This window comes from Spirillospora sp. NPDC052269, assembly GCF_040679435.1.
Classification (GTDB): Bacteria; Actinomycetota; Actinomycetes; order Streptosporangiales; family Streptosporangiaceae; genus Spirillospora.
The window spans coordinates 1-20933 of record NZ_JBFAUU010000017.1; the positions used below are offsets into that span (position 1 = coordinate 1).

Genomic DNA, 20933 nt, shown 5'->3' on the forward strand with positions numbered 1-20933 from the left:
CCGGCGATGAGGGTCATGGTGCCGGGGCCGATCGGGACGCCGCCGACCCGGACGACCGACCGCTCGCGGTGGTTCTCGCGGCTGACGAGCTTGTACGGCGCCGAGATCCGGACGACGTCGCTCACCCCGCGCTGCGACCGCAGGTTGAGGGCGCCGAACCGCTGGACGTCCCCGACCAGTCCGATGATGGTGCGCTCGACGCCCCGGCTGACGAAGGCGTCGCCACCCGCCGTCTCGACCAGTGAGACGACGGCCTGGATATCAGCCTCGTTGGCTTCGGGGGCCATGACGATGACCATGGTGTTGCCTCTCGTGGATGCGCGGGACCCGGTGGATCCCGCGAGGATCGGTCCCGGGAAAACGACGAAGCCCCGGGCCTTGTGTCTAGGCCCGGGGCTTCGGTGGTTTCAGGTCTGTCAGCGCAACGACTGGCAGACCAGCCGCCCGGGCTGGTCGTACCAAAAGAAATAGATGACGTTGCGCACGTGCCCACAGTAGCCCATCAGGCATAGTGCGGGAGGCAAGCCCCCCGAATATGGCTCAGCTCACGCCGGATGGCAGGATGGCCGCGTCATGTCGCCACCCGAGTCACCGCCTGAGCAGACCCCCGAGCCGAACCCCGGCGCGACCGCCGCCTCCGGCCCCGGGCCCGACGCCGTGCCGCAGGGCGGGGAGGACGCCGGCCGGACGGCGCTGCCCCCGGGCCAGTACGTCCCGCGCGGCTGGCCCGTCCTGCACTACGGGCCCGTTCCGAAGTTCCGTCCCAAGGAGTGGGATTTCCGTGTCTTCGGCGCCACGTCGACCGGTGGCCAGTACCGCTGGACGTGGGACGAGTTCGACGGGCTGCCCCGCGGCTCCGTCGTCGCCGACTTCCACTGCGTCACGAAGTTCACCATCCCGGACAACCACTGGGAGGGGATCACGGGCGCGGCGATCATCGAGCTGGCCCCGCCCGACCCGGAGGTCACGCACGTCATGGTGTGGGCCGAGTACGGCTACAGCGCCAACATCCGGATGAGCGACTTCCTCGCCGACGGGACCATGTTCGCCACCCACCGGGACGGCGAGCGCCTGCCCCTCGACCACGGCTACCCGATCCGGCTGGTCGTCCCGCACCTGTACGCGTGGAAGAGCGTCAAGTGGGTGCGCGGCATCGAGTACATGGTCAAGGACCGGCGCGGCTTCTGGGAGGAACGCGGCTACCACAACGTCGCCGACCCCTGGCGCGAGCAGCGCTACTCCTACCAGGAGGACGAGGACGGCGCCCCGCCCCTCTGAGCTGGTGCCGTCCCGTTGACCGGACGCGCGGGCAGCCGGGCCCGGCCGGGGTTGGCCGGACCTGGTCCCCGCCCGTCGGCGGAACCGGTCACGCCCCTCGGGCAGGGGGATTACGTTAGGTCGCCATGGGTGCACCGTCCGTACTCGATCTCACGTGCATCGGCTTCACGGCCGTCCTGGCCGCCTTGGCGGCCGGGGCCGTCGCCGTCTGCCGGATGCGCCGCACGAAGCATCGCGGCTTGGCCGATCCGGCCGACGACGCGACGTTCTCCACCCTGCACACGATCTCGCGCGCGTCGCCCGCGCTGCGCGGCGGACTGACCCCGGACTCGGCCCGCAAGGCCGCGCGGCACCTGCGCGCGCTGCTCGGCGCGGACGCGATCGCGCTGGTCGCCGCCCCGCCGGGGACGGTCGCGCCGTCCGGGGCGTCCGCCGCGTCCGGGCGGGTCGCGACGCTGCTGGGCGTCGGCGCGGACGACGAGTCCGGCGAGGACGATCCGCTCGCGCGGGCCGCACTGCTGGCCTGGGACGGCCTCGGCGCCGACGACCACGGTGACGACGCGACCCGGCACGCCCGTCCGGTGCTCGCCACCGGACGTCCCCGCGTGGTCGGCGCGGACCCGCTGACCACGTGCGGCGACCCGTCCTGCCCGATCCGCGTCGCGGTCGTCGCGCCGCTCGCGATCGACCGGCATGTGGTGGGGGCGCTGGTCGCGTACGGTCCGGAGCCGTCCGCCACGCGCGTGCGCGCGGTGGGCGAGGTCGCGCGCTGGGTGGCAGGGCAGCTCGAACTCGCCGAACTCGACTCGTCCCGCGCGCGCTTGGCCGAAGCCGAGATGCGGGCGCTACGCGCGCAGATCTCCCCGCACTTCGTCTACAACTCGCTGACCACGATCGCCTCGTTCGTCCGGACGGACCCCGTGCGCGCGCGTGAGCTGCTGCTCGACTTCGCCGACTTCGCGCGCTACTCGTTCCGCAACCCGCGCGAGTTCACGACGCTCGCGGACGAGCTGCGCTCCATCGACCGGTACCTGCTGCTCGAACGCGCCCGGTTCGGCGACCGGCTCCAGTTCAGCGTCGAGGTCGCGCCGGAGGTGCTGTCGGTGGCGGTGCCGTTCCTGTCGCTGCAGCCGCTCGTCGAGAACGCGATCAGGCACGGCATGCAGGGCCGGGCGCGCGACGAGTTCCGGATCCGCATCGTCGCGCGCGACAGCGGCGCGGAGGCCGCGATCAGCGTCGAGGACGACGGCGTCGGCATCGACCCGGAACGGCTGGGCGAGATCCTCTCGCCCAGCCCCGGCGCACGCGACCGCGCCGCCGGACGCGCCAACGGTACGGGTGGGGGCGGGCGCGGCGGTGCGGGCGGTGGTGCCGGGATCGGCCTCGCCAACGTGGACGAGCGCATGCGGCAGGTCTACGGCGACGAGTACGGGCTGACGGTGGAGACCGCGCTCGGCGCCGGAACGAAGGTGAACCTGCGGGTGCCGAAGTACCGTCCGGCGGCGTTCCCCGCCTGACCCATCCGAAGTCACATGGTGAAACCGATTGCGGACGGACGGTGAGGGGGGCAAGGTCGTCTCATGCTGCGCGTCCTGGCCGTCGACGACGAGGTCCCCGCCCTGGAGGAGCTCTCCTACCTGCTGCGGGAGGACCCGAGAGTGGAATGGGTCGGGGGCGCGGGCGACGCCGCCTCCGCCCTGCGCGACCTGTCCCGGATGCTGAGTGCGGGGGAGCGGCTGGACGCCGTCTTCCTCGACATCCGCATGCCCGGGCTGGACGGACTCGACTTCACCCGCCTGCTCGCCGGGTTCGCCGAGCCGCCCGCCGTGGTGTTCGTGACCGCGCACGATGACTGCGCCGTCGCCGCCTACGAGCTCGGCGCGCTCGACTACCTGCTCAAACCCGTCCGCCGGGAACGGCTCGGCGAGGCCGTCCGGCGGGTGGTCGAGGCGGTCGAGCGGGCCCGCGCGGACGATCCCGGCGGCGCTCCCGGCGCTCCCGGCGGGCCGCCGGCCGCGGACGACGACGAGATGATCCCGGTCGAGCTCGGCGGGCGGACCCGCCTGGTGTCCCGCCGCTCGGTCACCCACGTCGAGGCGCAGGGCGACTACGTGCGGCTGCACACCGCCGAGGGCAGCTACCTCGTCCGGATGCCGCTCGCCGCCCTCGCCCGCCGCTGGGAGGACTCCGGCTTCATCCGCATCCACCGCAGCACCCTCGTCGCGGCCCAGCACATCACCGAGCTGCGCTTCGACGCCGGACGCGTCTCCGTGCAGATCGGCGACGAGCTGCTGGTGGTGAGCCGCCGCCACACCCGCGCCGTCCGCGACCTGCTCGTCCGCAGCTTCCGCAACGGCGACCACCCGGACACCCCCTTCGCCCGCACCGACACCGCACAGCCGGACGCGCGAACCGAGGACACCGTGCAGGCCGAGGACGGCACGCAGGCCGACGCCGATGACTGACCCGCACACTTCCGGCGCGACCCCGGTTTCCTCCGGTGCGTCTCCGGATTTCTCCGGCGCGCCCCCGCTTTCCGGTGCGTCCGGGGATGAGTGGACGCTCGATCCGCAGGGCGGGGCGCGGCCGCGGCGCGTGGTGGTCGCGAGTCCGCGCACGCGCGTCGCGCGGTCCCTTCCGGCGCTGGACGCGGACGAGCCGTACGCGGGCCCCTACACCGGGCCCGGCTGGAACATCGCGACCGACCTGGACGAGCAGACCGAGCTCGGCGCGGTGTTCGCGCGGACGCTGATCCGCGCCCAGTTCCGCACCGCGCTGGGCACCGGCGGCCTGGTCCTGGTCGTCGTCGCGCTGCTGCCGCTGCTCGCGTTCGTCCCCGGCCGGGCGCACGTCGGGCCGGTCTGCCTGCCCCTTCCGTGGCTGGTGCTCGCCGTGTTGATCCAGCCGCTGTGGATCTACGCCGCGCGCCGCCAGGCCCGCCTCGCCGAGTCCGCCGAGCGCGACTTCGCCCGCCTGGTGGGCCGCTCGTGACCGGGCCCGTCCACCCGGTGGGACGCCCGTGACCGGGGTGGCTATCGCCGCGACGCTGTCGGTGCTGACGCTCGTGGCCGCGACCATCGGGCTCGGGTCGTTCGGGCGGCGGGCCGCCGCGACCGCCACGGACCTGATGGTCGCCTCGCGCGGCGTGAGCTCGCTCTGGAACGCGTCGGCGATCAGCAGCGAGTACATCTCGGCGGCGGCGTTCCTCGGCACCGCCGGGCTCGTCCTGGCCTACGGGACCGACACGCTCTGGCTGCCGGTGGCGGCGACCGGCGGGTTCGTGCTGCTCGTCGCGTTCGTCACCGGGCCGCTCCGCCGCTCCGGCGCGTACACGATCTCCGACTTCGCCGAGTGGCGGCTCGGGTCGGTCGCGGTGCGGCGCACGGTGTCGGGCTGCGTCTGCTTCATCGGCTGGTTCTACCTGCTGCCGCAGTTCCAGGGCGCGGGCGTCACGCTGCGGGTGCTGACCGGCGCGCCGGTCTGGGCGGGCTGGGTCCTGGTCGTCGCGGTCGTGCTCGTCCTCACCCTGTCCGGCGGGATGCGGAGCATCACCGACGTCCAGGCCGTCCAGTTCTGGGTGAAGCTGATCGCGGTGGCCGTCCCCGCGGCGGCGCTGCTGGTGCTGTGGCGGCTGGACGGCGCGGGCACGCCGGACGGGCCGCCGGTGTTCGGCCGCGCCACGACCATCCGCGTGCAGACCGAGTCGGCCGTCCGGGTCACCGCGCCGACCGCCGTCACCGTCCGCGGCACCCTGGACGGCGAACGCCACGACGGCGAGCGCGTCGTGCTGTCCGCCAGGGACCACCGCGTCGGAGCCGGGGCCGAGCTGCTGTTCCCGCGCGGCGCGGCCGTCCCGCACGCCGCGCGGCTGCCCGTCCACACCGGCGGGGCGTGGGCGATGCCGTCCGAGCGCGGCCGCGACCATCCGCTCTACATCACCTACTCGGCGCTGCTGGCGGTGCTGCTCGGCACGATGGGCCTGCCGCACATCCTGATGCGCTTCTACACCAACACCTGCGGACGGGCCGCGCGCCGGACGGCCGCGATGGTGCCCGGCCTGCTGTCGCTGTTCTACGTGTTCCCGGCCCTGTACGGGACGCTGGGTCGTCTCTACACGCCGGAGCTGCTGATGACCGGCGACACCGACGCGACCATCCTCACGCTGCCCCGCAGGCTCGCGCCCGGGTTACCGGGATCGCTGCTGGTCGGGCTCGTCGCGGCGGGAGCGTTCGCCGCGTTCATCTCGACCACCTGCGGCGTCGTCGTCGCGATCGCGGGCACCGTCTCGCAGTGCGTCCTGCGCGGCGGGACGGGCAGCTTCCGCGTGGGCGCGGTGTTCGCCCTCGCCGTCCCGCTGTGCGTGGCGTGGACGGCCGGGACGCAGAACGCCGCGGGCCTCGTCACGCTCGCGCTCACGGTCTCGGCCTGCTCGCTGTGCCCGCTGCTGCTCCTCGGCCTGTGGTGGCGCCGCCTCACCCCGCTGGGCGCGGGCGTGGGCGTCGTCTTCGGCGGCGGCCTCGCCGTCGTCACCGGCGGCGTGGGCCTGTTCCTCGGCCCCCGGTGCGGCTGGACGGCCGCGTTCCTCGCCCAGCCCGCCCTCGTCCTCGCCCCGGCCGTGTTCGCGGTGATGGTCGGCGTGTCGCTGGCGTTCCGGCGCTCCGTCCCGCCCCGCGCCGATCGTGCCCTCGCCCGGATGCATCTCCCGGAGGAGGCCGTCCTCCCCTGAGGGCGCTGCGGCGAGCGGTCGGGCCCCGCCGTTCGTCGCATGAAACCGACCGTTCGGCGTGCGACTACGCTACGTATAACTCTGACTACGCACCGTTTACCGAAACCTTGGTTTCGCAGCACCCACCTGGTGACATCCCACCTCTAGTGTTCTCTGTGTCACCGGGAAGCGACATCACTCCCGAGAGGACGACAAGGCAACCCTGGAGATCCGGTCGTGCGCCAGTCGCACGCCGGATCATGCCAGAGGATCCCGTACCGGGGGGGTGGGATCCACTGGCTTACCGCTCGGGCGCCGCTGGACAGTCGGGGGGTTGTTCAGCGGCGCCCGAGCTTGTGCTTCCCCCGCCCCCAAGCTCTGACAGAGCGAGCCGTGCGCCCGGGACCTCCGAAGGTCCCGGGCGCACGGCCGCGTCGTCTCAGTTGTCGCGCAGGCGCTTGAGGGTGGCGACGTCCTCGCCGTGGGGGCCGGCGTCGCGGCCCGGGGTCTCGATGATGAACGGGACGCCCGCCACGGCCGGGTGCCGGAACAGCTCCGCGAACGGGGCCTCGCCGATGTGGCCCTTGCCGATGTTCTCGTGCCGGTCCTTCCTGGAGTCGCAGACGTCCTTGGAGTCGTTGGCGTGGACGAGCTTCAGGCGGCCCTCGCCGACCGTGTCGACCAGGGCGTCGATGGTGGCCTTGACGCCGCCGGGAGCGGCCAGGTCGTGGCCGGCCGCGAAGGCGTGGCAGGTGTCGAAGCACACGCCGAGCTTGGGGTGGCGCTCCAGGGCGTCGAAGTAGGGGCCGAGGTCCTGGACCCTGGCGCAGAGCATCGCGCCCTGGCCCGCCATCGGCTCGAGGAGCAGGTGCGGGCCGTCCTCGGGGATCTCCTCGAGCAGCGGCAGGACGTGGTCGTGGATCTGCGCCATCGCCGCGTCGTAGGTCTGGCTGACGGCCGACCCGGTGTGCACCACGACGCCGCGGGCGCCGATCGCCTGGCCGCGGCGCAGCGAGTGCCGGACGGTCGCGAGGGACTTCTCCAGGGTCTCGGCGCTGGGCGAGCCGAAGTTCACCAGGTAGGGCGAGTGCACGTAGACGGGGATGTCGTCGCGCTCGCGCAGGAGGGCGTCCTCCTTGGGGTTGCCCTCGGGCAGCGCCCAGCCGCGCGGGTTGGAGGTGAACACCTGGATCACCTCGGCGCCCATCTTCTCCGCGTACTTCAGCCCTCCGGTGGCGAGGCCGCCGGCCACCGGCACGTGGCCCCCGACGGGGCTCTTCTCAACGGTCATAGGCCATCCACCCTAGTCGGGATCCCGGGGTTCCCCGGCGGACCTCAGGGACCCTTGACGATGGTGACGCTCGAGTCGCGCGGGGCCTGGCCGCCGCCCGCGGGCCACTGCGCGCGGATGGTGTCGCCGCCGAAGCCCTGCACCGAGACCTTGAAGCCCGCGTCCTCCAGGGCGCTGGTCGCGTCGTCGACCGACTGGCCCGTCACGTTCGGGACGGGCAGCTGGTCGCCCTGGTCGCCCTGGTTGTTGTTGTTGTTGTCGCAGCCGAAGTGCCAGCCGCCCAGGTTGACCAGGCAGTCCTGCTGGTTGACGACGAGGGTGACCTTGTCGCCGCGGGAGAGGCCGGTGCCCGGGTCCGGCTGCTGCTCGAGGACGGTGTTGGCGGGCTTGTCCTTGTCCTTGCGCTTCTTGGTGTCGACCTTCAGGCCCATGGAGCGCAGGGTGTTGGTCGCCTCGTCGGCGCTGCGCCCGACCAGGTTCGGCATCGTCATGCCGGTGCTGACGACGATGTTCACCGGCCCGGCGTCGGGGGAGACCTTGGTGCCCGCGGACGGGTCGGTGCGCAGCACCTTGTCCTTGGCGACGGTCTGGGAGCTCTTCTGGCCGACCTCGCCGACGGTGAAGCCCGCGTCCTTCAGCTTGTTCTTGGCGTCGTCCAGAGAGTTGCCGGAGACGTCTGGGACGTTGCGGGGCGTCTTGCCGAGGGACGGCGTGAGCGTGACCGTCTGGCCCTTGGACACGCGCGCGCCGCCCGGCGGGTCGGACGCCGCGACCGTGCCCTTGGGCGCGCGGTCGCTGTAGGCGGCCTCGCCGAGGCGGATGTTCAGGCCCTCGCCGCGCAGCTTGCTCTTGGCGGCGGCGATCTTCATGCCGACGATCCGGTCCGGGACGTGGTCGTACTGGCCGGACGTCTGCCACCACACGGCCCAGCCGAGGACCACGGCCACGACCGCGGCGAGCGCGATCAGCACGTACCGGCCGGTGAGCGCGCCGATCGCGCGGTCGGCGCCGGTGCGGCGCGGCGGGACCTCGTCGCCCATGCCGTCCGGCATGGCGGACGGGTCGTAGACGGCGGTGTGGCCGTCGCCCGGGGGGCCCGGGTTCGCCAGGACCGACGTGGGGTGGAGCTGGGCGTCCTCGATGCGCTGGTCGATGTCGGGCGGGAGCCCGTTGACGACCTCGGCGACGGCGGCCAGGAACGCGTTGGCGTCGGCGAACCGCTCGTCGGGGGAGTGCGAGGTGGCCCGCGTCACCAGGGCGTCCACCTGCGGCGGCAGGCCCTGGACGGCCAGCGACGGCGGCGGGACGACCTCGTTGACGTGCTTGTAGGCGACCGCGAGCGGCGAGTCGGCCTGGTGCGGGAGGTCGCCGGTGAGCAGCTCGTAGAGCAGGATCCCGGCCGCGTAGACGTCCGAGCGGACGTCGGCGCTGCCGGACACCACCTGCTCGGGCGCGAGGTAGCCGACCGTGCCGATGATCAGCCCGGTCTTGGTCATCTTGCTCGCCGACTCGGCCCGGGCCAGCCCGAAGTCGGCGACCTTGACCTGGCCGTCCTCGGTGATCAGCACGTTCTCGGGCTTGACGTCGCGGTGGACCATCCCGGCGCGGTGCGCGGCGCCGAGCGCGGCCAGCACCGGCTGCATCAGGGTGAGCGCCTCGCGCGGCCCGATCCGGCCGCGTTCGGCGAGCAGCTCGCGCAGCGTCCGGCCGGGCACGTACTCCATGACGAGGAACGCGTGCTCGCCGTCGGTGCGCTGGTCGTACATCGCGACCACGTTGGGGTGCGAGAGCGCCGCCGCGGCCTTGGCCTCCCCGATGAACCGCGCGACGAACTCCTCGTCGGAGGCGAGTCCCGCGTGCATGACCTTGATCGCGACGACCCGGTCGAGTCGGACGTCACGGGCCAGGTACACGGTCGCCATGCCGCCGCGGGCGATCCGGGACTCAATGCGGTAGCGCCCGTCGAGCACCTGCCCGACGAGGGGATCCGCAACCGTAGTGTCCACGCGCCGAGTCTAGAGGCCCGCCGAAACGGTTCTCATCGGCCGGGAGTATGAGCATTGATCGGACTCATGGCTGATCTTTCCCCTGAACGGTCCGCCGGCGACCGTCCGTGGGCGGTCGCCGGCGGGCCCTCAGGAGCGGGGCTGGAGGCCGTTCAGATGGAGGCGTCGGGCACGGGTGCGGAAGCCGCGGGTACGGAAGCCACGGGTGCGGAAGCCACGGGTGCGGAAGCCACGGGCGCGGAAGCCGCAGGTTCCGGCTGCGGCGTGACGCTGGGGGACGTCCGGGGACGACTGCGGGCCACCGCGACGCCCAGCAGGCACAGGCCACCGCCCACGAGCGCGCCGGGCACGGGCACCTCGCTCAGGAGTCCCCACGACATCAGGACGACCAGGGTGGGGACGACGTAGGTGGTCGCGCCGAGCTTCCCGGCCGAGGTCCGGGCGAGCGCGTAGGCCCACGTGGTGAAGGCGAGCGCCGTCGGGACGACCCCGAGGTAGACCATGTTCAGCGTCGCCGAAAGTGAGGCGTGCGGCACATGGGAGGCGAGCTGGCCCGCGAAGGGGAGGCAGAACACCGTCCCGATCACGCAGCCGAAGGTCGTGACCTGCAGCGCCGAGGCGTGCCGCAGTGCGGGCTTCTGCGAGATCACGCCGCCCGCGTAGGCGACGGCCGCCAGCACGCACAGCACCGCGCCCAGCACCGACGCGTCGCCGCCGGTGGACGTCGCGAGCCCCACCACGACGGCTCCGCCGAACGCGACCGCGACCCCGGCGAACAGCCGGGGCGGGAAGCCCTCCCGCAGCAGCCAGCCGCCGAGCAGCGCGATGAGGATCGGGCCGATGTTGACCAGCATCGCCGCCGTGCCCGCGTCCACCTTCCGCTCGCCCCAGTTCAGGACGAGCATGTAGAAGCCGAACCAGAGCACGCCGGACACCAGGATCCCGGGCCAGGCGGCGCGCGGCGGCAGGCCCTCGCGGCGGACGGCCAGGATCGAGACGAGCACCACCGATCCGCAGGCCAGCCGGCCGAGCGCGAGCGCGCCCGGCGGGTAGTCGGCGCCCGCGCTGCGGATCGACACGAACGCCGAGGCCCACGCGAGCACCGTCACCGCGGCGGCGAGGAGGGCGCGCCGGTCCACCTGATTCGTCGTCATGCGCTCCATCCTGAGGTCCAGGTACTTCCATGGCGGTCGAAATATGCATGTCCATCTCAAAACGGACAAACGCTATGATTCTGGACTTCAGTGTGCCGTCACATGACCGTTCAGGTCCAGTGAGAAATACTGCAACCCACTGGTTAGGAAGACTTAACCATCCCTTCGAAGGGGGACGACGCCTGAGCGTACCGGCGCATCGGGATCCGCCCGGCCAGCCGGGCGAGCCGTCCGGCCTCGACGGCGTGCCGCATCGCGGCGGCCATCCTGGTCGGGTGCTGCGCCCGCGTCACCGCCGTGGCCAGCAGCACCGCGTCGCAGCCCAGCTCCATCGCGAGCGCCGCGTCCGAGGCCGTGCCGAGCCCGGCGTCCAGGACCACCGGGACGGTCGCCCGCTCCACGATCAGCTCGATGTTGTGCGGGTTGCGGATGCCCAGCCCCGACCCGATCGGCGAGCCGAGCGGCATCACCGCCGCGCACCCCACCTGCTCGAGCCGGCGCGCCAGCACCGGGTCGTCGCTGGTGTAGGGCAGCACGACGAAGCCGTCGTCCACCAGCTGCTCGGCGGCGTCCACGAGCTCGATCGGGTCCGGCAGCAGGGTGTGCTCGTCGGCGATGACCTCGAGCTTCACCCAGTTCGTGCCGAGCGCCTCGCGGGCCAGCTTGGCGGTCAGCACCGCCTCGCCCGCGGTGAAGCAGCCCGCCGTGTTCGGCAGCACCCGGATGCCGTGCTCGCGCAGGACGTCCAGCACCGAGCCGCGGGCGGACGGGTCGACCCGCCGCATCGCGACCGTGGTCAGCTCCGTCCCGGACGCGGCGAGCGCCTCGCCCAGCACGCTCATGCTCGGCGCGCCGCCGGTGCCCATGATCAGCCGGGACCCGAACTCCTCGCCCGCGATGACCAGGGCGTCGTCTCCGTCGTTCGCCATGACCACGGTCATCCTCCCTGCACGGCGGTCAGGACTTCCAGCCGGTCCGCCTCGGTCAGCCTCGTCGCGGTCCACGCGGACCGCGACACCACCTCGTCGTTCAGCGCCGCGGCCACCCCGTTCGGGGCGCCGGTGACCGTGGCGACCGCGTCGGCCACGCTGGCGTCCTCGGGGAGGTCGCGCGGCTCGCCGTTCACAATGATCTTCATTTGCCTTCCTGGAACCGGTCGGGGGAGAAGGGGCGGGCCACCTCGGGGAGCTCGCCGTCCAGCAGCGCGGCGCCCAGCGCGTCGGCGCTGACAGGGGTGAGCAGGATCCCGTTGCGGTAGTGCCCGACGCCGAGCACCAGGCCCGGCAGCGCGGACGGCCCGAGCACCGGCGCGTTGTCCGGCGAGCCGGGGCGCAGGCCCGCGGTGACCTCGGCGAAGTCGAGCTCGGTGATGCCGGGGACCAGCTCGCGGGCGTCCCGCAGCAGCTCCCAGAGGCCGCCCGCGGTCACCCGGGTGTCGAAGCCCATCTCCTCCTGCGTCGCGCCGACGACGATCTCGCCGTCCGCGCGCGGCACCATGTAGATGGACGAGCCGCGCACCACGCCCCGGAGCGTCCGGCGCAGGAACGGGACGGGCGTGCGCAGCCGCAGCACCTGGCCCTTCACCGGCCGGACGGTCGGCACGACGCCCGGCGGGATCCCGCCGATGTCGCCGGCCCACGGCCCGGCCGCGAGCAGGACCCGGTCGGCGGGCAGCTCGGTGCCGTCGTCCAGCCGGACGCCGACGGCCGCGTCGCCGCGCACGATCACCTCGGCGGCCTTGCGCCGGACGAGCCGCGCGCCGAGCCTCTCGGCGGCGGCGAGCAGCGCCGGGGTGAGCCGCCTCGGGTCGATCGAGCCGTCCTCGGGCGCGTACAGGCCGCCGCGGACGGTCGGCGCGAGCATCGGCTCGAGCTTGCGGCACTCCCGCCTGCCGAGGGCCTCGGTGGGCACGCCCAGCCTCTCCTGGAAGCGCTTGACGTCCTCGAGGACCCGCAGGTCGTCGGCGTCGAAGGCGACCTCGAGCAGGCCGTCCGTGCGGTGCCCGGTGTCGTGGCCGGTCAGCTCCTCGAGCTCGGCGACGAACGACGGGTACCGGTTGCGGGACGCCACGCCCAGCCTGAGCAGCGGCTCCTCGCCGTAGTCGAGCTCGCTGACGGGGGTCAGCATCCCGGCCGCGAGCCCGGACGCGCCGCTCGCGGGCTCCGGATCGACCAGGGTGACGTCCGCGCCGCGCGCCGCGCAGCGCCAAGCCGCGCCGAGGCCGACGACCCCTGCTCCGATGATGACGACGTTCACCTGCGGCTCCCTTCGCCGGCATGACCCGGATCAGGTTCAGGCGGTCGGCGGCCCTCTCAGCCGCCCTCTCAGCCCGGTTCCGGCCGGGCTCCCGCGCACTTCTGCCTCCTAGCCTACGACGATTCGGACACCGGCTAGCCTGCGGGCATGGACCGGGTGATGGTGGCGGGCGGCGGGCTCGCGGGCGTGCGTGCGGCGGAGGCGCTGCGCAAGCACGGGTACGAGGGCGGGCTGACGATGGTGGGGGCGGAGCGGCACCGGCCGTACGACCGTCCGCCGCTGACGAAGGCCGTCCTGAAGGGTGAGACCGACTTCCCCGGCCTGGACACCGACCTGGCGGCCCTGGACGTCCGGGTGCTGGCGGGCGAGCGGGCGACCGGCCTGCGGCTCGACCCCGGACGCGGCGGGACGCTCGCCACGACCACCGGCGACCTGGACTTCGACGGCCTGGTGATCGCGACCGGCGCGACGCCGGTCCGGATGCCCGGCGACGGCCCGCAGCACGTCATCCGCACCCTGGACGACGCGCTCGCGGTCCGGGAGGGGCTCGTCCCCGGCGCGCGCGTGGTGATCGTCGGGGCGGGCTGGATCGGCGCGGAGGTCGCGACCACGGCCGCCAAGGACGGTTGCGCCGTCACGGTCGTGGAGGCCGCGGACGCGCCGCTGGCGAACGCGCTCGGGCCGGAGCTCGGCGCGCTCACCGCCCCCTGGTACGCCGAGGCGGGCGTCGAGCTGCGGACGGGCGTGAAGGTCGCCTCGGTCGAGCACGACGGCCTCGCGCTCGCGGACGGCGGGCACCTCCCGGCCGACCTGGTCGTCACCGGCGTCGGCGTCCGCCCCGAGGTGGCCTGGCTGGACGGCTCGGGCCTGGACGTCGAGCGGGGCGTCCTGACCGACGCGTCGCTGCGCGCCTCGGTGGACGGCGTCGCGCGGGACGACGTGGTCGCGGTCGGCGACTGCGCCGCCTGGTGGTCGAACCGGTACGGCCGCAGGCTGCTCGTCGAGCACTGGGACACCGCGCTGAACGCGCCCGAGACCGCCGCCGCGACCCTGCTCGGCGCGGACGCGACCTACGACGTGGCGCCCTACTTCTGGTCGGAGCAGTTCGACCGGTTCGTCCAGTACGCGGGGCACCACGCCGGGGCCGAGCGGATGATCCGCCGGGGCGCGCCCGAGGACGGCGCCTGGGCCGTGGCGTGGATCACCGGCGACCGGCTTGAAGCGATCTTGACGGTGGACCGCCCGCGCGACCTCGTCCAGGCGAAGCGGATCATCGCCGCCGGGACGCCCGTGGACCCTGTTCTGCTGGGCGATCCGGGCATTCCGGTGCGGCAGTCGGTGAAGTCCTGACCAACGGTGAAAGATCAACGGAAGAATCCCCTGGGGGCCTGGACGGGTTTGAGTGCTCCGGGGGCGTGGTAGCAAGGGGGCGTGACGCAGACGCACGCAACCGTAGAGAAAGACCTCGACCCTGCCACCGACGCCCTCGTGGGTGAGTGGATCGACCTTCCGGAGGCGGCCGAGCGCCTCGGCCTGAAGTTCAACCGGATCAAGCAGCTGCTGGCGGAGCGGAAGCTGCTGGCCGTCCGCCGGGAGGGCTTCCTGGCGGTGCCGGCGGCGTTCATCCACGACGGCCAGGTGATCAAGGGGCTGCCGGGCACGCTGACCCTGCTGAGGGACGCCGGGTTCGACGACGTGGAGACGCTCCGCTGGCTCTTCACCGCCGACGAGACGCTTCCCGGCACCCCGGTGCAGGCCATGGCCGAGAACCGCGGCACCGAGATCCGGCGGCGGGCCCAGGCGCTCGCCTTCTGACCCGGCCCGGCCCGGAAGCCGGCCCGGCCGCGCCACCCGGTGCACCCTGGCGGAGGGACGTACCGGACGGCCCGGCTGAGAGAGCAGCAAAGCACGTGAAATGATTCGGGTCACGTGCGCGGATCCCCGCGCGCGTGGCCCGAACCCGTTCACCGCGACGGTTCACCGTGACCGTTCACCGAGATCGTTCACCGCCACGGTTCCGTGTCACCGTTCCGGCGCCCGTCGCCGCATCGGAACCGTCCGCGTCCCTGCTCCGGAAGGACCCCGCCACCGTGTCCAGGCACCTGCCCACCGACCGCGCCGTCCGGCTGCGCGCCCGGCTCGGCCGCGCGCGCCTCTACCTCTGCACGGACGCCCGGGAGAAGCAGGGCGACCTGCCGGAGTTCCTCGACGCGGTGCTCGCGAACGGGGTCGACATCGTCCAGCTGCGGCAGAAGGGCCTGGAGGCGCGGCAGGAGATCGAGCACCTTCGGGTGTTCCGGGACGCCTGCGACCGGCACGACGCGCTGCTCGCGGTCAACGACCGCGCCGACGTCGCGCACGCCGTCCAGGCGGACGTCCTGCACCTCGGGCAGGACGACCTGTCCGTCCCGGCCGCCCGCGCGATCGTCGGCCAGGACGTCCTGATCGGCCGTTCCACGCATTCGGACGACCAGGCCGCCGGAGCCCTCGCCGAGCCCGGCGTGGACTACTTCTGCTGCGGCCCCGTCTGGCCCACCCCGACCAAGCCCGGCCGCCACGCGCCCGGCCTGCCGCTGCTGGAGTACGCCGCCGGGCGGAACCCGGCGCGTCCCTGGTTCGCGATCGGCGGCGTCGACCTCGGCAACCTCGACCAGGTCCTCGCCACGGGCGCGGACCGCGTCGTGGTCGTCCGGGCCCTCACCGAGGCCGACGACCCGGGCGGGGCGGCCGCCGAGTTCTCCCGCCGCCTCCACCGCGGCGACGCCTGACAGCACGTCGCCATGCCCCGGACACCGGGTGGTCACCAGTGGGCCCCGGCGTGACCGACAATGGAGGCATGAGCGTTTCACCGGACGACGACCGCGTGGTGGACATGGCGGACGACGATCTGCCCGTCCTGCCCGACCAGACCGCCGACGACACCGACGGCGGCTGGGGCGAGTGGCGCGACGGCGGAGACGACGACGCGCGCTTCCTGGAGGAGCGCCCGCCCCACTGGTGAGCCGGCCCCCTGGTGGGCGGGCCCGCGCGAGCCGGCCGGCGGGCCGCTGACGAGGCTCTAGAGCAGGACGAGGCTCTAGAGCAGGATGCCCAGGGCGAAGCCCGCCGTGACGACGGCGGCCAGGGCGAGCATCATCCGCCACCGGTAGCGGGGGATCTTCTTGGGACGCGGCCGCGGCACCGGGGATTCTCCGTCTCGTAGCGCCCGGACGATCTGCCGGGCCGTGGGCCGCGCCGCCGGGTTCTTGTCCAGGCAGCGCTCCACCAGGTCGCGCAGCTCGCCGCGCAGGTCGCCGAGGTCCGGCGGCCGGGTGACGATGCGGCGCATGACCGCCGCGCTCGGGCCGCCGCCGAACGGCGGGCGGCCTGTCGCGGCGAACACCACGGTCGCGGCCCAGGCGAACACGTCGGCGGGCGGGCCGACCGGCTCGTCCTCGATCTGCTCGGGGGCCATGTAGGCGGGGGTGCCGACCGCCCCGTGGGTGGTGACCGGGGTGGCGTCGGCGGTCCGCGCGACGCCGAAGTCGATCACCTTCGGGCCGTCCGGGCCGAGCAGCACGTTGCCCGGCTTGAAGTCGCGGTGCACCACGCCCGCGCGGTGGATCGCGGCGAGCGCGGCGGCCGTGCGCAGCGCGACGTGACGCTGCCGCCCGGGGGTGAGCGGGCCGTCCTCCTCGACCGACTCCTGCAGGGACGGGCCGTCCACGAACTCGCTGACGATGTAGGGCCGGTCGCCGGTCACGTCCGCCTCGAGCACCCGCGCGACGTGCCGGTTGGTGATCTCGGTGGCGGCGGCCGCCTCCTTGACGAACCGGCTGCGGGCCCGGGGCGTGGCGGCGGCCCCGCCGCGCAGCAGCTTCAGCGCCACCAGCGGGCCGTCGCCGGGATCCTTCGGCACGGCGAGGTAGACGACGCCCTGGCCGCCCTCGCCCAGGCGGCGGACGAGCCGGTAGCCGCCGAGGCGGCGCGGGTCGTCCGGGCCGAGGGGCAGGCCGGGACGGCTGGACGACGGGTCCAGCATGCTCCCGGGGGAGGAGGATGACGGCAACGGGGGCTCCGGCTCGGCGGGGGAGGACGAGTGGAAGTTTCCCTCTTTTGTACCCTGTGCCGCCCGGGCACGGGGCGGGAAGGGTGATCTTTTACGCCCGGCAGGCGCCTCCGCCGCGCGTGAAACTCCCGGTCAGAGCCGCATCCCCGGAGGAACCGCCCACCTGGACGCGATGGCGCCCGGCGCGCGCCTCGTGCGCGCGGATCAGTGGTTGTCCTCGTTCTGGACGCGCAGCGCGTTCAGCGCGAAAGCGAGCATGTGGTACTGCCCGATGAGCATGACCAGCTCGATCAGGAGGGTCTCGTCGAACCGCTTCGCCAGCGCCGCCCAGGTCGCGTCCGAGACGGTGGAGGTGGCGCTCAGCTCGTCCGCCACCTCGATCACCGCCCGGTCGTCCGCCGACCAGGGGTGGTCGTCCGGCGCTCCCCGCAGTGCCTCGATCTCCGCCTCGTTGAGCCCGGCCAGCTGCGCGATCGGGACGTGGTGCTCCCACTCGTACGCGCACGAGCGGAGGTGTGCGACGCGCAGGATCGCGATCTCCCGGACGCGTCCGTCCAGCGTGCCCTCGAGAAGCAGCTTGGACCCGAACCCGATCCAGGCGGTGAAGAGCTCCGGGTGCCGGGCGAGCGTCGTGAAGACGTTCATCGGGCCGGTGTGGGCGACGACGGCGCGCAGCGTGTCGTCCCACTCCCCGGACGGCAGCGGCGGGATGCGCGGAATGTCCTGAGAGCTCACGGGCGGGGTGTCAGAGGCCATGCCGTACTTTCTGCCACCGATCACTGGGACAGTGCCAGCCCGACCCGCCGCATTGGCCACATCGTGTCACGGCGTTGACGATCGGTTCCGGAAGTGCGACCGCCCGAACCGGACGGCGTTTCAGCCCGATTCGACGCGGGCGCGTCTGTAGCGCTCGAAGATCACGCCCCCGGTGAACGTCCTGGTCTCGACCAGGTCCAGCCGGACGGCCTCGGCGACCGGCGGTAGGAAGGGCGTGCCGCCCCCGACGGCGATCGGGAGGCGGAACATGCGCAGCTCGTCGACGAGGTCGAGGTCGACGGCCTGCGCGGCGAGACCGGCGCCGCCGATGGCGACGTCCTTGCCGGTCGCGGCGAGCGCCGCGGCGACCTCCTCGGCCACCGACGCCTTGGCGAGCCGGGCGTTGCCCTGGACGCCGTCGAGCGTGCGGCTGAAGACGATCTTCGGGAGGGCGGACCAGACGTCGGCGAACACGGCCCGCGACGGGTAGTCGCGCATCGACGGCTCCGTCTCCCAGGGCAGCATGGTCTCGTAGAGCCTGCGGCCGCACAGGTAGGCGCCCAGCTCGCGAACCTGCTCGGTGTGGAAGCGGAACAGCTCCTCGCTGGGGGCCGTCCATCCGAACTCGCCCTTGCGGTCGGTGATGAACCCGTCCACCGAGATGTTCATCGAGTAGATCAGCATGGCTCCGAGCCTCCTTCCCCTGCCGGTGGGGGAACATCTACCCCGGTCGCGCCCGAAGCAGGCGCTCAGAAGGAGCAGGCGTCCAGAAGGAGCGGACGCTCAGAAGGAGCAGGCGCTCAGGAGGGGCGGGCGCTCAGAAGGAGCGGGCGGTCGCCGCCACCGCCAGTTCGGCCAGCGCCTCGCGGGCCTCGCCGGCCACCGGGGCGGCGGCCAGGGCCTCGTGCGCCTCGGCCGCGAACCGGTCGATCATCTCCTCGCAGGCGGCCAGCCCGCCCGTCCCGGTGATGATCTCCCGCAGGTCGGCGACCCCGCGTTCGCTCAGCTCCGGGTCGCCGAGCAGCCGGTCGACGACGGCCGCCTGCTCCGGCGTGGCGCGCTCCAGGGTGAGCGCCACCAGGACCGTCCGCTTGCCCTCGCGCAGGTCGTCCCCGGCGGGCTTGCCGGTCTGGGACGGGTCGCCGAACACGCCGAGCACGTCGTCCCGCAGCTGGAACGCCATCCCGAGCGGCCGCCCGTACGCGCTGAGCGCCGCCGTCAGCTCGCCCGAGCCCCCGGCCAGCGCCGCGCCCAGGTGCAGCGGGCGCTCGATCGTGTACTTGGCCGACTTGAAATCCACCACCCGCAGCGCCGACTCGACCGTCCCGTCCGCGCGCGTGCTCTCCAGCATGTCGAGGTACTGGCCGCACATGACCTCGGTGCGCATCACGTCGTAGACGCCGCGTCCGCGGGCGCGCCGCTCCTCCGACAGGCCGCTGGTCTCGAACATCTCGCCGGACCAGGCCAGCAGCAGGTCGCCGAGCAGGATCGCCGCGCCCTCGCCGAAGGTGTCCGCGGGCCCGCGCCAGCCGCGCTCGGCGTGCAGCGCCTCGAACCGCCGGTGCACCGACGGCTGGCCCCGGCGGGTGTCGCTGGCGTCCATGACGTCGTCGTGGACCAGGGCGCTGGCCTGCAGCAGCTCCAGGGACGCGGCCGCGGCGGCGATCTCCGGGCCGTCCACCCCGCCGGCGGCCCGCCAGCCCCAGAAGCAGAACGCCGGGCGCAGCCGTTTTCCGCCCGACAGGAGTGCCGAGAGGGCGGTGATCATGGGGCGCAGGTCCTCGCTGATGGCGAGCAGACCGGGGGTCTGCCGGGCGACGAAGGCGTGCAGCGCCTCGTCGACCTCCTTGCGGAACTGGCCGGTGGCGGTGCTGACGGGCGAGTGGCCGGACGAACTGCTGGACATGCCGAGATCGTATCTTTTCGGACCGGGTCGATAGGATTGCGGGATGCGACGCCCGAACCCCGATCGCGCTCCCACGATCCGCGAGCTGCTCGCCACCGGAGAACCATCGTTCTCGTTCGAGTTCATGCCGCCGAAGACCGCGGAGGCCGCCCGGACGCTGTGGCGCACCATCCGGGAGCTGGAGCCGCTGAACCCGACCTTCGTGTCGGTCACCTACGGGGCGGGCGGCAGCACCCGCGACAACACCGTGGACGTGGTCGAGCGGATCGCCACCGAGACGACCATGACGCCCGTGGCGCACTTCACGGCCGTCGACCACTCCCAGGCCGAGCTGCGGCACCTGATCGGCCGGTTCGCGTCCGCGGGCGTCCGCAACATCCTCGCGCTGCGCGGCGACCCGCCGGGCGACCCGGCGGCGGACTGGGTCAAGCACCCGGAGGGCCTGGAGTACGCCTCCGACCTGGTCCGGATGATCCGCTCGTACGGGGACTTCTGCGTCGGCGTCGCCGCCTTCCCCTACAAGCACCCGCGCTCCCACGACATCGAGAGCGACACGCGGTACTTCGTCGAGAAGTGCCGCGCGGGCGCCGACTACGCGATCACCCAGATGTTCTTCCGCGCGGACGACTACTTCCGGCTGCGCGACCGGGTCACGGCCGAGGGCTGCGACGTGCCGATCATCCCGGGCATCATGCCCGTGACCCGGATCAGCACGATCGAGCGGTCCGAGCAGCTGTCCGGCGCGCCGTTCCCGGCGGAGGTCCGCGAGCGGTTCGACGCCGTCCGGGACGACCCGGAGGCCGTCCGGCGGCTCGGCATCGAGCACGCCGCCGAGCTGTGCCGGGAGCTGCTCGACCAGGGCGCGCCCGGCATCCACTTCATCACCTTCAACCGCTCGACCGCGACCCGCGAGGTCTACGAGCTGCTGGAGGGCGCCGGGTACGGGGCCAGGGGCAGCGTCCCGCCCATCACGGCGTAGGGCGGCCCGCCGCCGGGGAAGTCGAAGGCGGTCAGCAGGTCCCTCAGGCCGACGGAGCGGTAGAGCCGGCGGGCGGGCGACTCGGGGTCCAGGTCGAGCGTGGAGAGCACGACCGTCCGCTCCCGCCTGCCCTCGCACAGCGCGTTCAGCAGCGCCCGGCCGTTCCCGCGCCCCTGCTCGTCGGGGTGGACGTGCAGCTCGGCGACCTCGAACGCGTCGTCCAGCCAGTAGTCGGCGTGCTCCACGCCGTCCCGCTCGACCAGCGCCTGCCGCACCACGTCGTGCCACCACTGCCCGGGCTCGCCGTGGAACCCGTAGGCGAACCCGCGCACGCTCCCCGGCACCCCGGGCAGGGGACGGGGCCGCTCCAGCACGTAGGCGCGGAACCGCGGGTACGTCGTGTGCCGCTGCATGATCGAGTACCGTCCGGGCAGCTGCTCCCCGGGCGGGCGCATCGCCGCGGCGTAGACCTGAAGGATCGGGTCCAGGCGGCGCAGGAACGCGGATTCGTCGAGTCGACGCAGCTTCGGCTCCCTCTTCCTCACGCCGAGAGA

The 20933-nt window shown here is 73.4% G+C and carries 21 protein-coding genes, 1 pseudogene and 1 riboswitch; of the genes and pseudogenes, 10 read left to right on the forward strand and 12 right to left on the reverse strand.

The features are described from left to right. Positions 1-299, reverse strand: a pseudogene (locus AB0L06_RS31720) (3-deoxy-7-phosphoheptulonate synthase); the annotation flags it as partial. Between the two features lie 274 nt (positions 300-573). Here AB0L06_RS31720 and AB0L06_RS31725 point away from each other — a divergent pair. The 5 genes from AB0L06_RS31725 (at position 574) to AB0L06_RS31745 (ending at position 6004) form a co-directional block, all read left to right on the forward strand. Next, positions 574-1278 (forward strand): sulfite oxidase-like oxidoreductase, encoded by a 705-nt coding sequence (locus AB0L06_RS31725; RefSeq protein WP_500234814.1) that lies wholly within the window; start codon positions 574-576, stop codon positions 1276-1278. 125 nt (positions 1279-1403) lie between these two features. After that, on the forward strand, positions 1404-2795 hold the full coding sequence (locus tag AB0L06_RS31730; RefSeq protein ID WP_500234815.1) for a histidine kinase: 1392 nt from the start codon (positions 1404-1406) through the stop codon (positions 2793-2795). 63 nt (positions 2796-2858) lie between these two features. After that, positions 2859-3743: a LytR/AlgR family response regulator transcription factor gene (locus tag AB0L06_RS31735; RefSeq protein ID WP_500234816.1), complete on the forward strand. Its 885-nt coding sequence runs from the start codon at positions 2859-2861 to the stop codon at positions 3741-3743. Then, positions 3736-4269 carry a hypothetical protein gene (locus AB0L06_RS31740; protein ID WP_500234817.1) on the forward strand — a complete coding sequence of 178 codons (534 nt, stop codon included), beginning with the start codon at positions 3736-3738 and terminating at the stop codon, positions 4267-4269. Before AB0L06_RS31735 ends, AB0L06_RS31740 begins: the two co-directional genes overlap by 8 nt. Positions 4270-4297: 28 nt before the next feature. Next, positions 4298-6004: a sodium:solute symporter family transporter gene (locus AB0L06_RS31745; RefSeq protein ID WP_500234818.1), complete on the forward strand. Its 1707-nt coding sequence runs from the start codon at positions 4298-4300 to the stop codon at positions 6002-6004. Between the two features lie 418 nt (positions 6005-6422). Here AB0L06_RS31745 and AB0L06_RS31750 read toward each other — a convergent pair whose 3' ends face one another. From AB0L06_RS31750 to thiO, 6 genes are all read right to left on the reverse strand, one after another. Beyond that, positions 6423-7274, reverse strand: a complete 852-nt coding sequence (locus tag AB0L06_RS31750; RefSeq protein WP_500234819.1) for a deoxyribonuclease IV — start codon at positions 7272-7274, stop codon at positions 6423-6425. Between the two features lie 44 nt (positions 7275-7318). After that, positions 7319-9280 carry a Stk1 family PASTA domain-containing Ser/Thr kinase gene (gene pknB / locus AB0L06_RS31755; RefSeq protein ID WP_500234820.1) on the reverse strand — a complete coding sequence of 654 codons (1962 nt, stop codon included), beginning with the start codon at positions 9278-9280 and terminating at the stop codon, positions 7319-7321. Positions 9281-9432: 152 nt separating this feature from the next. After that, positions 9433-10434, reverse strand: coding sequence for a DMT family transporter (locus tag AB0L06_RS31760; RefSeq protein ID WP_500234821.1), 1002 nt, complete (start codon positions 10432-10434; stop codon positions 9433-9435). A 143-nt stretch (positions 10435-10577) separates the two neighbouring features. Continuing rightward, positions 10578-11363 carry a thiazole synthase gene (locus AB0L06_RS31765; protein ID WP_500234822.1) on the reverse strand — a complete coding sequence of 262 codons (786 nt, stop codon included), beginning with the start codon at positions 11361-11363 and terminating at the stop codon, positions 10578-10580. Positions 11364-11371: 8 nt separating this feature from the next. Continuing rightward, on the reverse strand, positions 11372-11572 hold the full coding sequence (thiS, locus tag AB0L06_RS31770; RefSeq protein WP_500234823.1) for a sulfur carrier protein ThiS: 201 nt from the start codon (positions 11570-11572) through the stop codon (positions 11372-11374). Next, positions 11569-12690, reverse strand: coding sequence for a glycine oxidase ThiO (gene thiO / locus AB0L06_RS31775; RefSeq protein WP_500234824.1), 1122 nt, complete (start codon positions 12688-12690; stop codon positions 11569-11571). The genes thiS and thiO overlap by 4 nt, the downstream gene beginning before the upstream one ends. After that, a riboswitch (TPP riboswitch) is annotated at positions 12680-12795 on the reverse strand. Its footprint overlaps the gene before it by 11 nt. Before the next feature lie 42 nt (positions 12796-12837). On the opposite strand from thiO, the gene AB0L06_RS31780 reads away from it, so the two are divergent. The 4 genes from AB0L06_RS31780 (at position 12838) to AB0L06_RS31795 (ending at position 15691) form a co-directional block, all read left to right on the forward strand. After that, positions 12838-14040 carry an NAD(P)/FAD-dependent oxidoreductase gene (locus AB0L06_RS31780; protein ID WP_500234825.1) on the forward strand — a complete coding sequence of 401 codons (1203 nt, stop codon included), beginning with the start codon at positions 12838-12840 and terminating at the stop codon, positions 14038-14040. A gap of 81 nt (positions 14041-14121) precedes the next feature. After that, positions 14122-14505 (forward strand): Rv2175c family DNA-binding protein, encoded by a 384-nt coding sequence (locus AB0L06_RS31785; RefSeq protein WP_500234826.1) that lies wholly within the window; start codon positions 14122-14124, stop codon positions 14503-14505. 275 nt (positions 14506-14780) lie between these two features. Beyond that, entirely contained in the window at positions 14781-15458 is a 678-nt protein-coding gene (gene thiE / locus AB0L06_RS31790) for a thiamine phosphate synthase (protein ID WP_500234827.1), read from the forward strand. 68 nt (positions 15459-15526) lie between these two features. Next, positions 15527-15691 carry a hypothetical protein gene (locus AB0L06_RS31795; RefSeq protein WP_500234828.1) on the forward strand — a complete coding sequence of 55 codons (165 nt, stop codon included), beginning with the start codon at positions 15527-15529 and terminating at the stop codon, positions 15689-15691. 75 nt (positions 15692-15766) lie between these two features. Here the strand turns inward: AB0L06_RS31795 and AB0L06_RS31800 are convergent, their stop codons facing one another. The 4 genes from AB0L06_RS31800 to AB0L06_RS31815 all read right to left on the reverse strand — a co-directional run bounded on the left by AB0L06_RS31800 (position 15767) and on the right by AB0L06_RS31815 (position 19400). Continuing rightward, positions 15767-16711: a serine/threonine-protein kinase gene (locus AB0L06_RS31800; protein ID WP_500234829.1), complete on the reverse strand. Its 945-nt coding sequence runs from the start codon at positions 16709-16711 to the stop codon at positions 15767-15769. Between the two features lie 231 nt (positions 16712-16942). Next, the gene (locus AB0L06_RS31805) at positions 16943-17473 is read right to left on the reverse strand and encodes a carboxymuconolactone decarboxylase family protein (protein ID WP_500234830.1); all 531 of its coding nucleotides are present in this window, start codon (positions 17471-17473) and stop codon (positions 16943-16945) included. Between the two features lie 141 nt (positions 17474-17614). Beyond that, positions 17615-18178 (reverse strand): dihydrofolate reductase family protein, encoded by a 564-nt coding sequence (locus tag AB0L06_RS31810; RefSeq protein WP_500234831.1) that lies wholly within the window; start codon positions 18176-18178, stop codon positions 17615-17617. Positions 18179-18311: 133 nt separating this feature from the next. Further along, entirely contained in the window at positions 18312-19400 is a 1089-nt protein-coding gene (locus AB0L06_RS31815; RefSeq protein ID WP_500234832.1) for a polyprenyl synthetase family protein, read from the reverse strand. Between the two features lie 43 nt (positions 19401-19443). Between AB0L06_RS31815 and metF the strand changes: the two genes are divergently transcribed. Then, the gene (metF, locus tag AB0L06_RS31820) at positions 19444-20379 is read left to right on the forward strand and encodes a methylenetetrahydrofolate reductase [NAD(P)H] (protein WP_500234833.1); all 936 of its coding nucleotides are present in this window, start codon (positions 19444-19446) and stop codon (positions 20377-20379) included. Here the strand turns inward: metF and AB0L06_RS31825 are convergent. Next, positions 20316-20924, reverse strand: a complete 609-nt coding sequence (locus tag AB0L06_RS31825; RefSeq protein ID WP_500234834.1) for a GNAT family N-acetyltransferase — start codon at positions 20922-20924, stop codon at positions 20316-20318. The two genes, metF and AB0L06_RS31825, sit on opposite strands and share 64 nt — an antisense overlap. Positions 20925-20933 lie beyond the last annotated feature (9 nt).

Bases quoted from the DNA above. Each gene is read 5' to 3' on its own strand.
- AB0L06_RS31725 (WP_500234814.1), top strand. From the start codon at position 574: ATGTCGCCACCCGAGTCACCGCCTGAGCAGACCCCCGAGCCGAACCCC.
- AB0L06_RS31730 (WP_500234815.1), top strand. From the start codon at position 1,404: ATGGGTGCACCGTCCGTACTCGATCTCACGTGCATCGGCTTCACGGCC.
- AB0L06_RS31735 (WP_500234816.1), top strand. From the start codon at position 2,859: ATGCTGCGCGTCCTGGCCGTCGACGACGAGGTCCCCGCCCTGGAGGAG.
- AB0L06_RS31740 (WP_500234817.1), top strand. From the start codon at position 3,736: ATGACTGACCCGCACACTTCCGGCGCGACCCCGGTTTCCTCCGGTGCG.
- AB0L06_RS31750 (WP_500234819.1), bottom strand. From the start codon at position 7,274: ATGACCGTTGAGAAGAGCCCCGTCGGGGGCCACGTGCCGGTGGCCGGC.
- AB0L06_RS31760 (WP_500234821.1), bottom strand. From the start codon at position 10,434: ATGACGACGAATCAGGTGGACCGGCGCGCCCTCCTCGCCGCCGCGGTG.
- AB0L06_RS31765 (WP_500234822.1), bottom strand. From the start codon at position 11,363: ATGGCGAACGACGGAGACGACGCCCTGGTCATCGCGGGCGAGGAGTTC.
- thiS (WP_500234823.1), bottom strand. From the start codon at position 11,572: ATGAAGATCATTGTGAACGGCGAGCCGCGCGACCTCCCCGAGGACGCC.
- AB0L06_RS31780 (WP_500234825.1), top strand. From the start codon at position 12,838: ATGGACCGGGTGATGGTGGCGGGCGGCGGGCTCGCGGGCGTGCGTGCG.
- AB0L06_RS31795 (WP_500234828.1), top strand. From the start codon at position 15,527: ATGAGCGTTTCACCGGACGACGACCGCGTGGTGGACATGGCGGACGAC.
- AB0L06_RS31800 (WP_500234829.1), bottom strand. From the start codon at position 16,711: ATGCTGGACCCGTCGTCCAGCCGTCCCGGCCTGCCCCTCGGCCCGGAC.
- AB0L06_RS31810 (WP_500234831.1), bottom strand. From the start codon at position 18,178: ATGCTGATCTACTCGATGAACATCTCGGTGGACGGGTTCATCACCGAC.
- AB0L06_RS31815 (WP_500234832.1), bottom strand. From the start codon at position 19,400: ATGTCCAGCAGTTCGTCCGGCCACTCGCCCGTCAGCACCGCCACCGGC.
- metF (WP_500234833.1), top strand. From the start codon at position 19,444: ATGCGACGCCCGAACCCCGATCGCGCTCCCACGATCCGCGAGCTGCTC.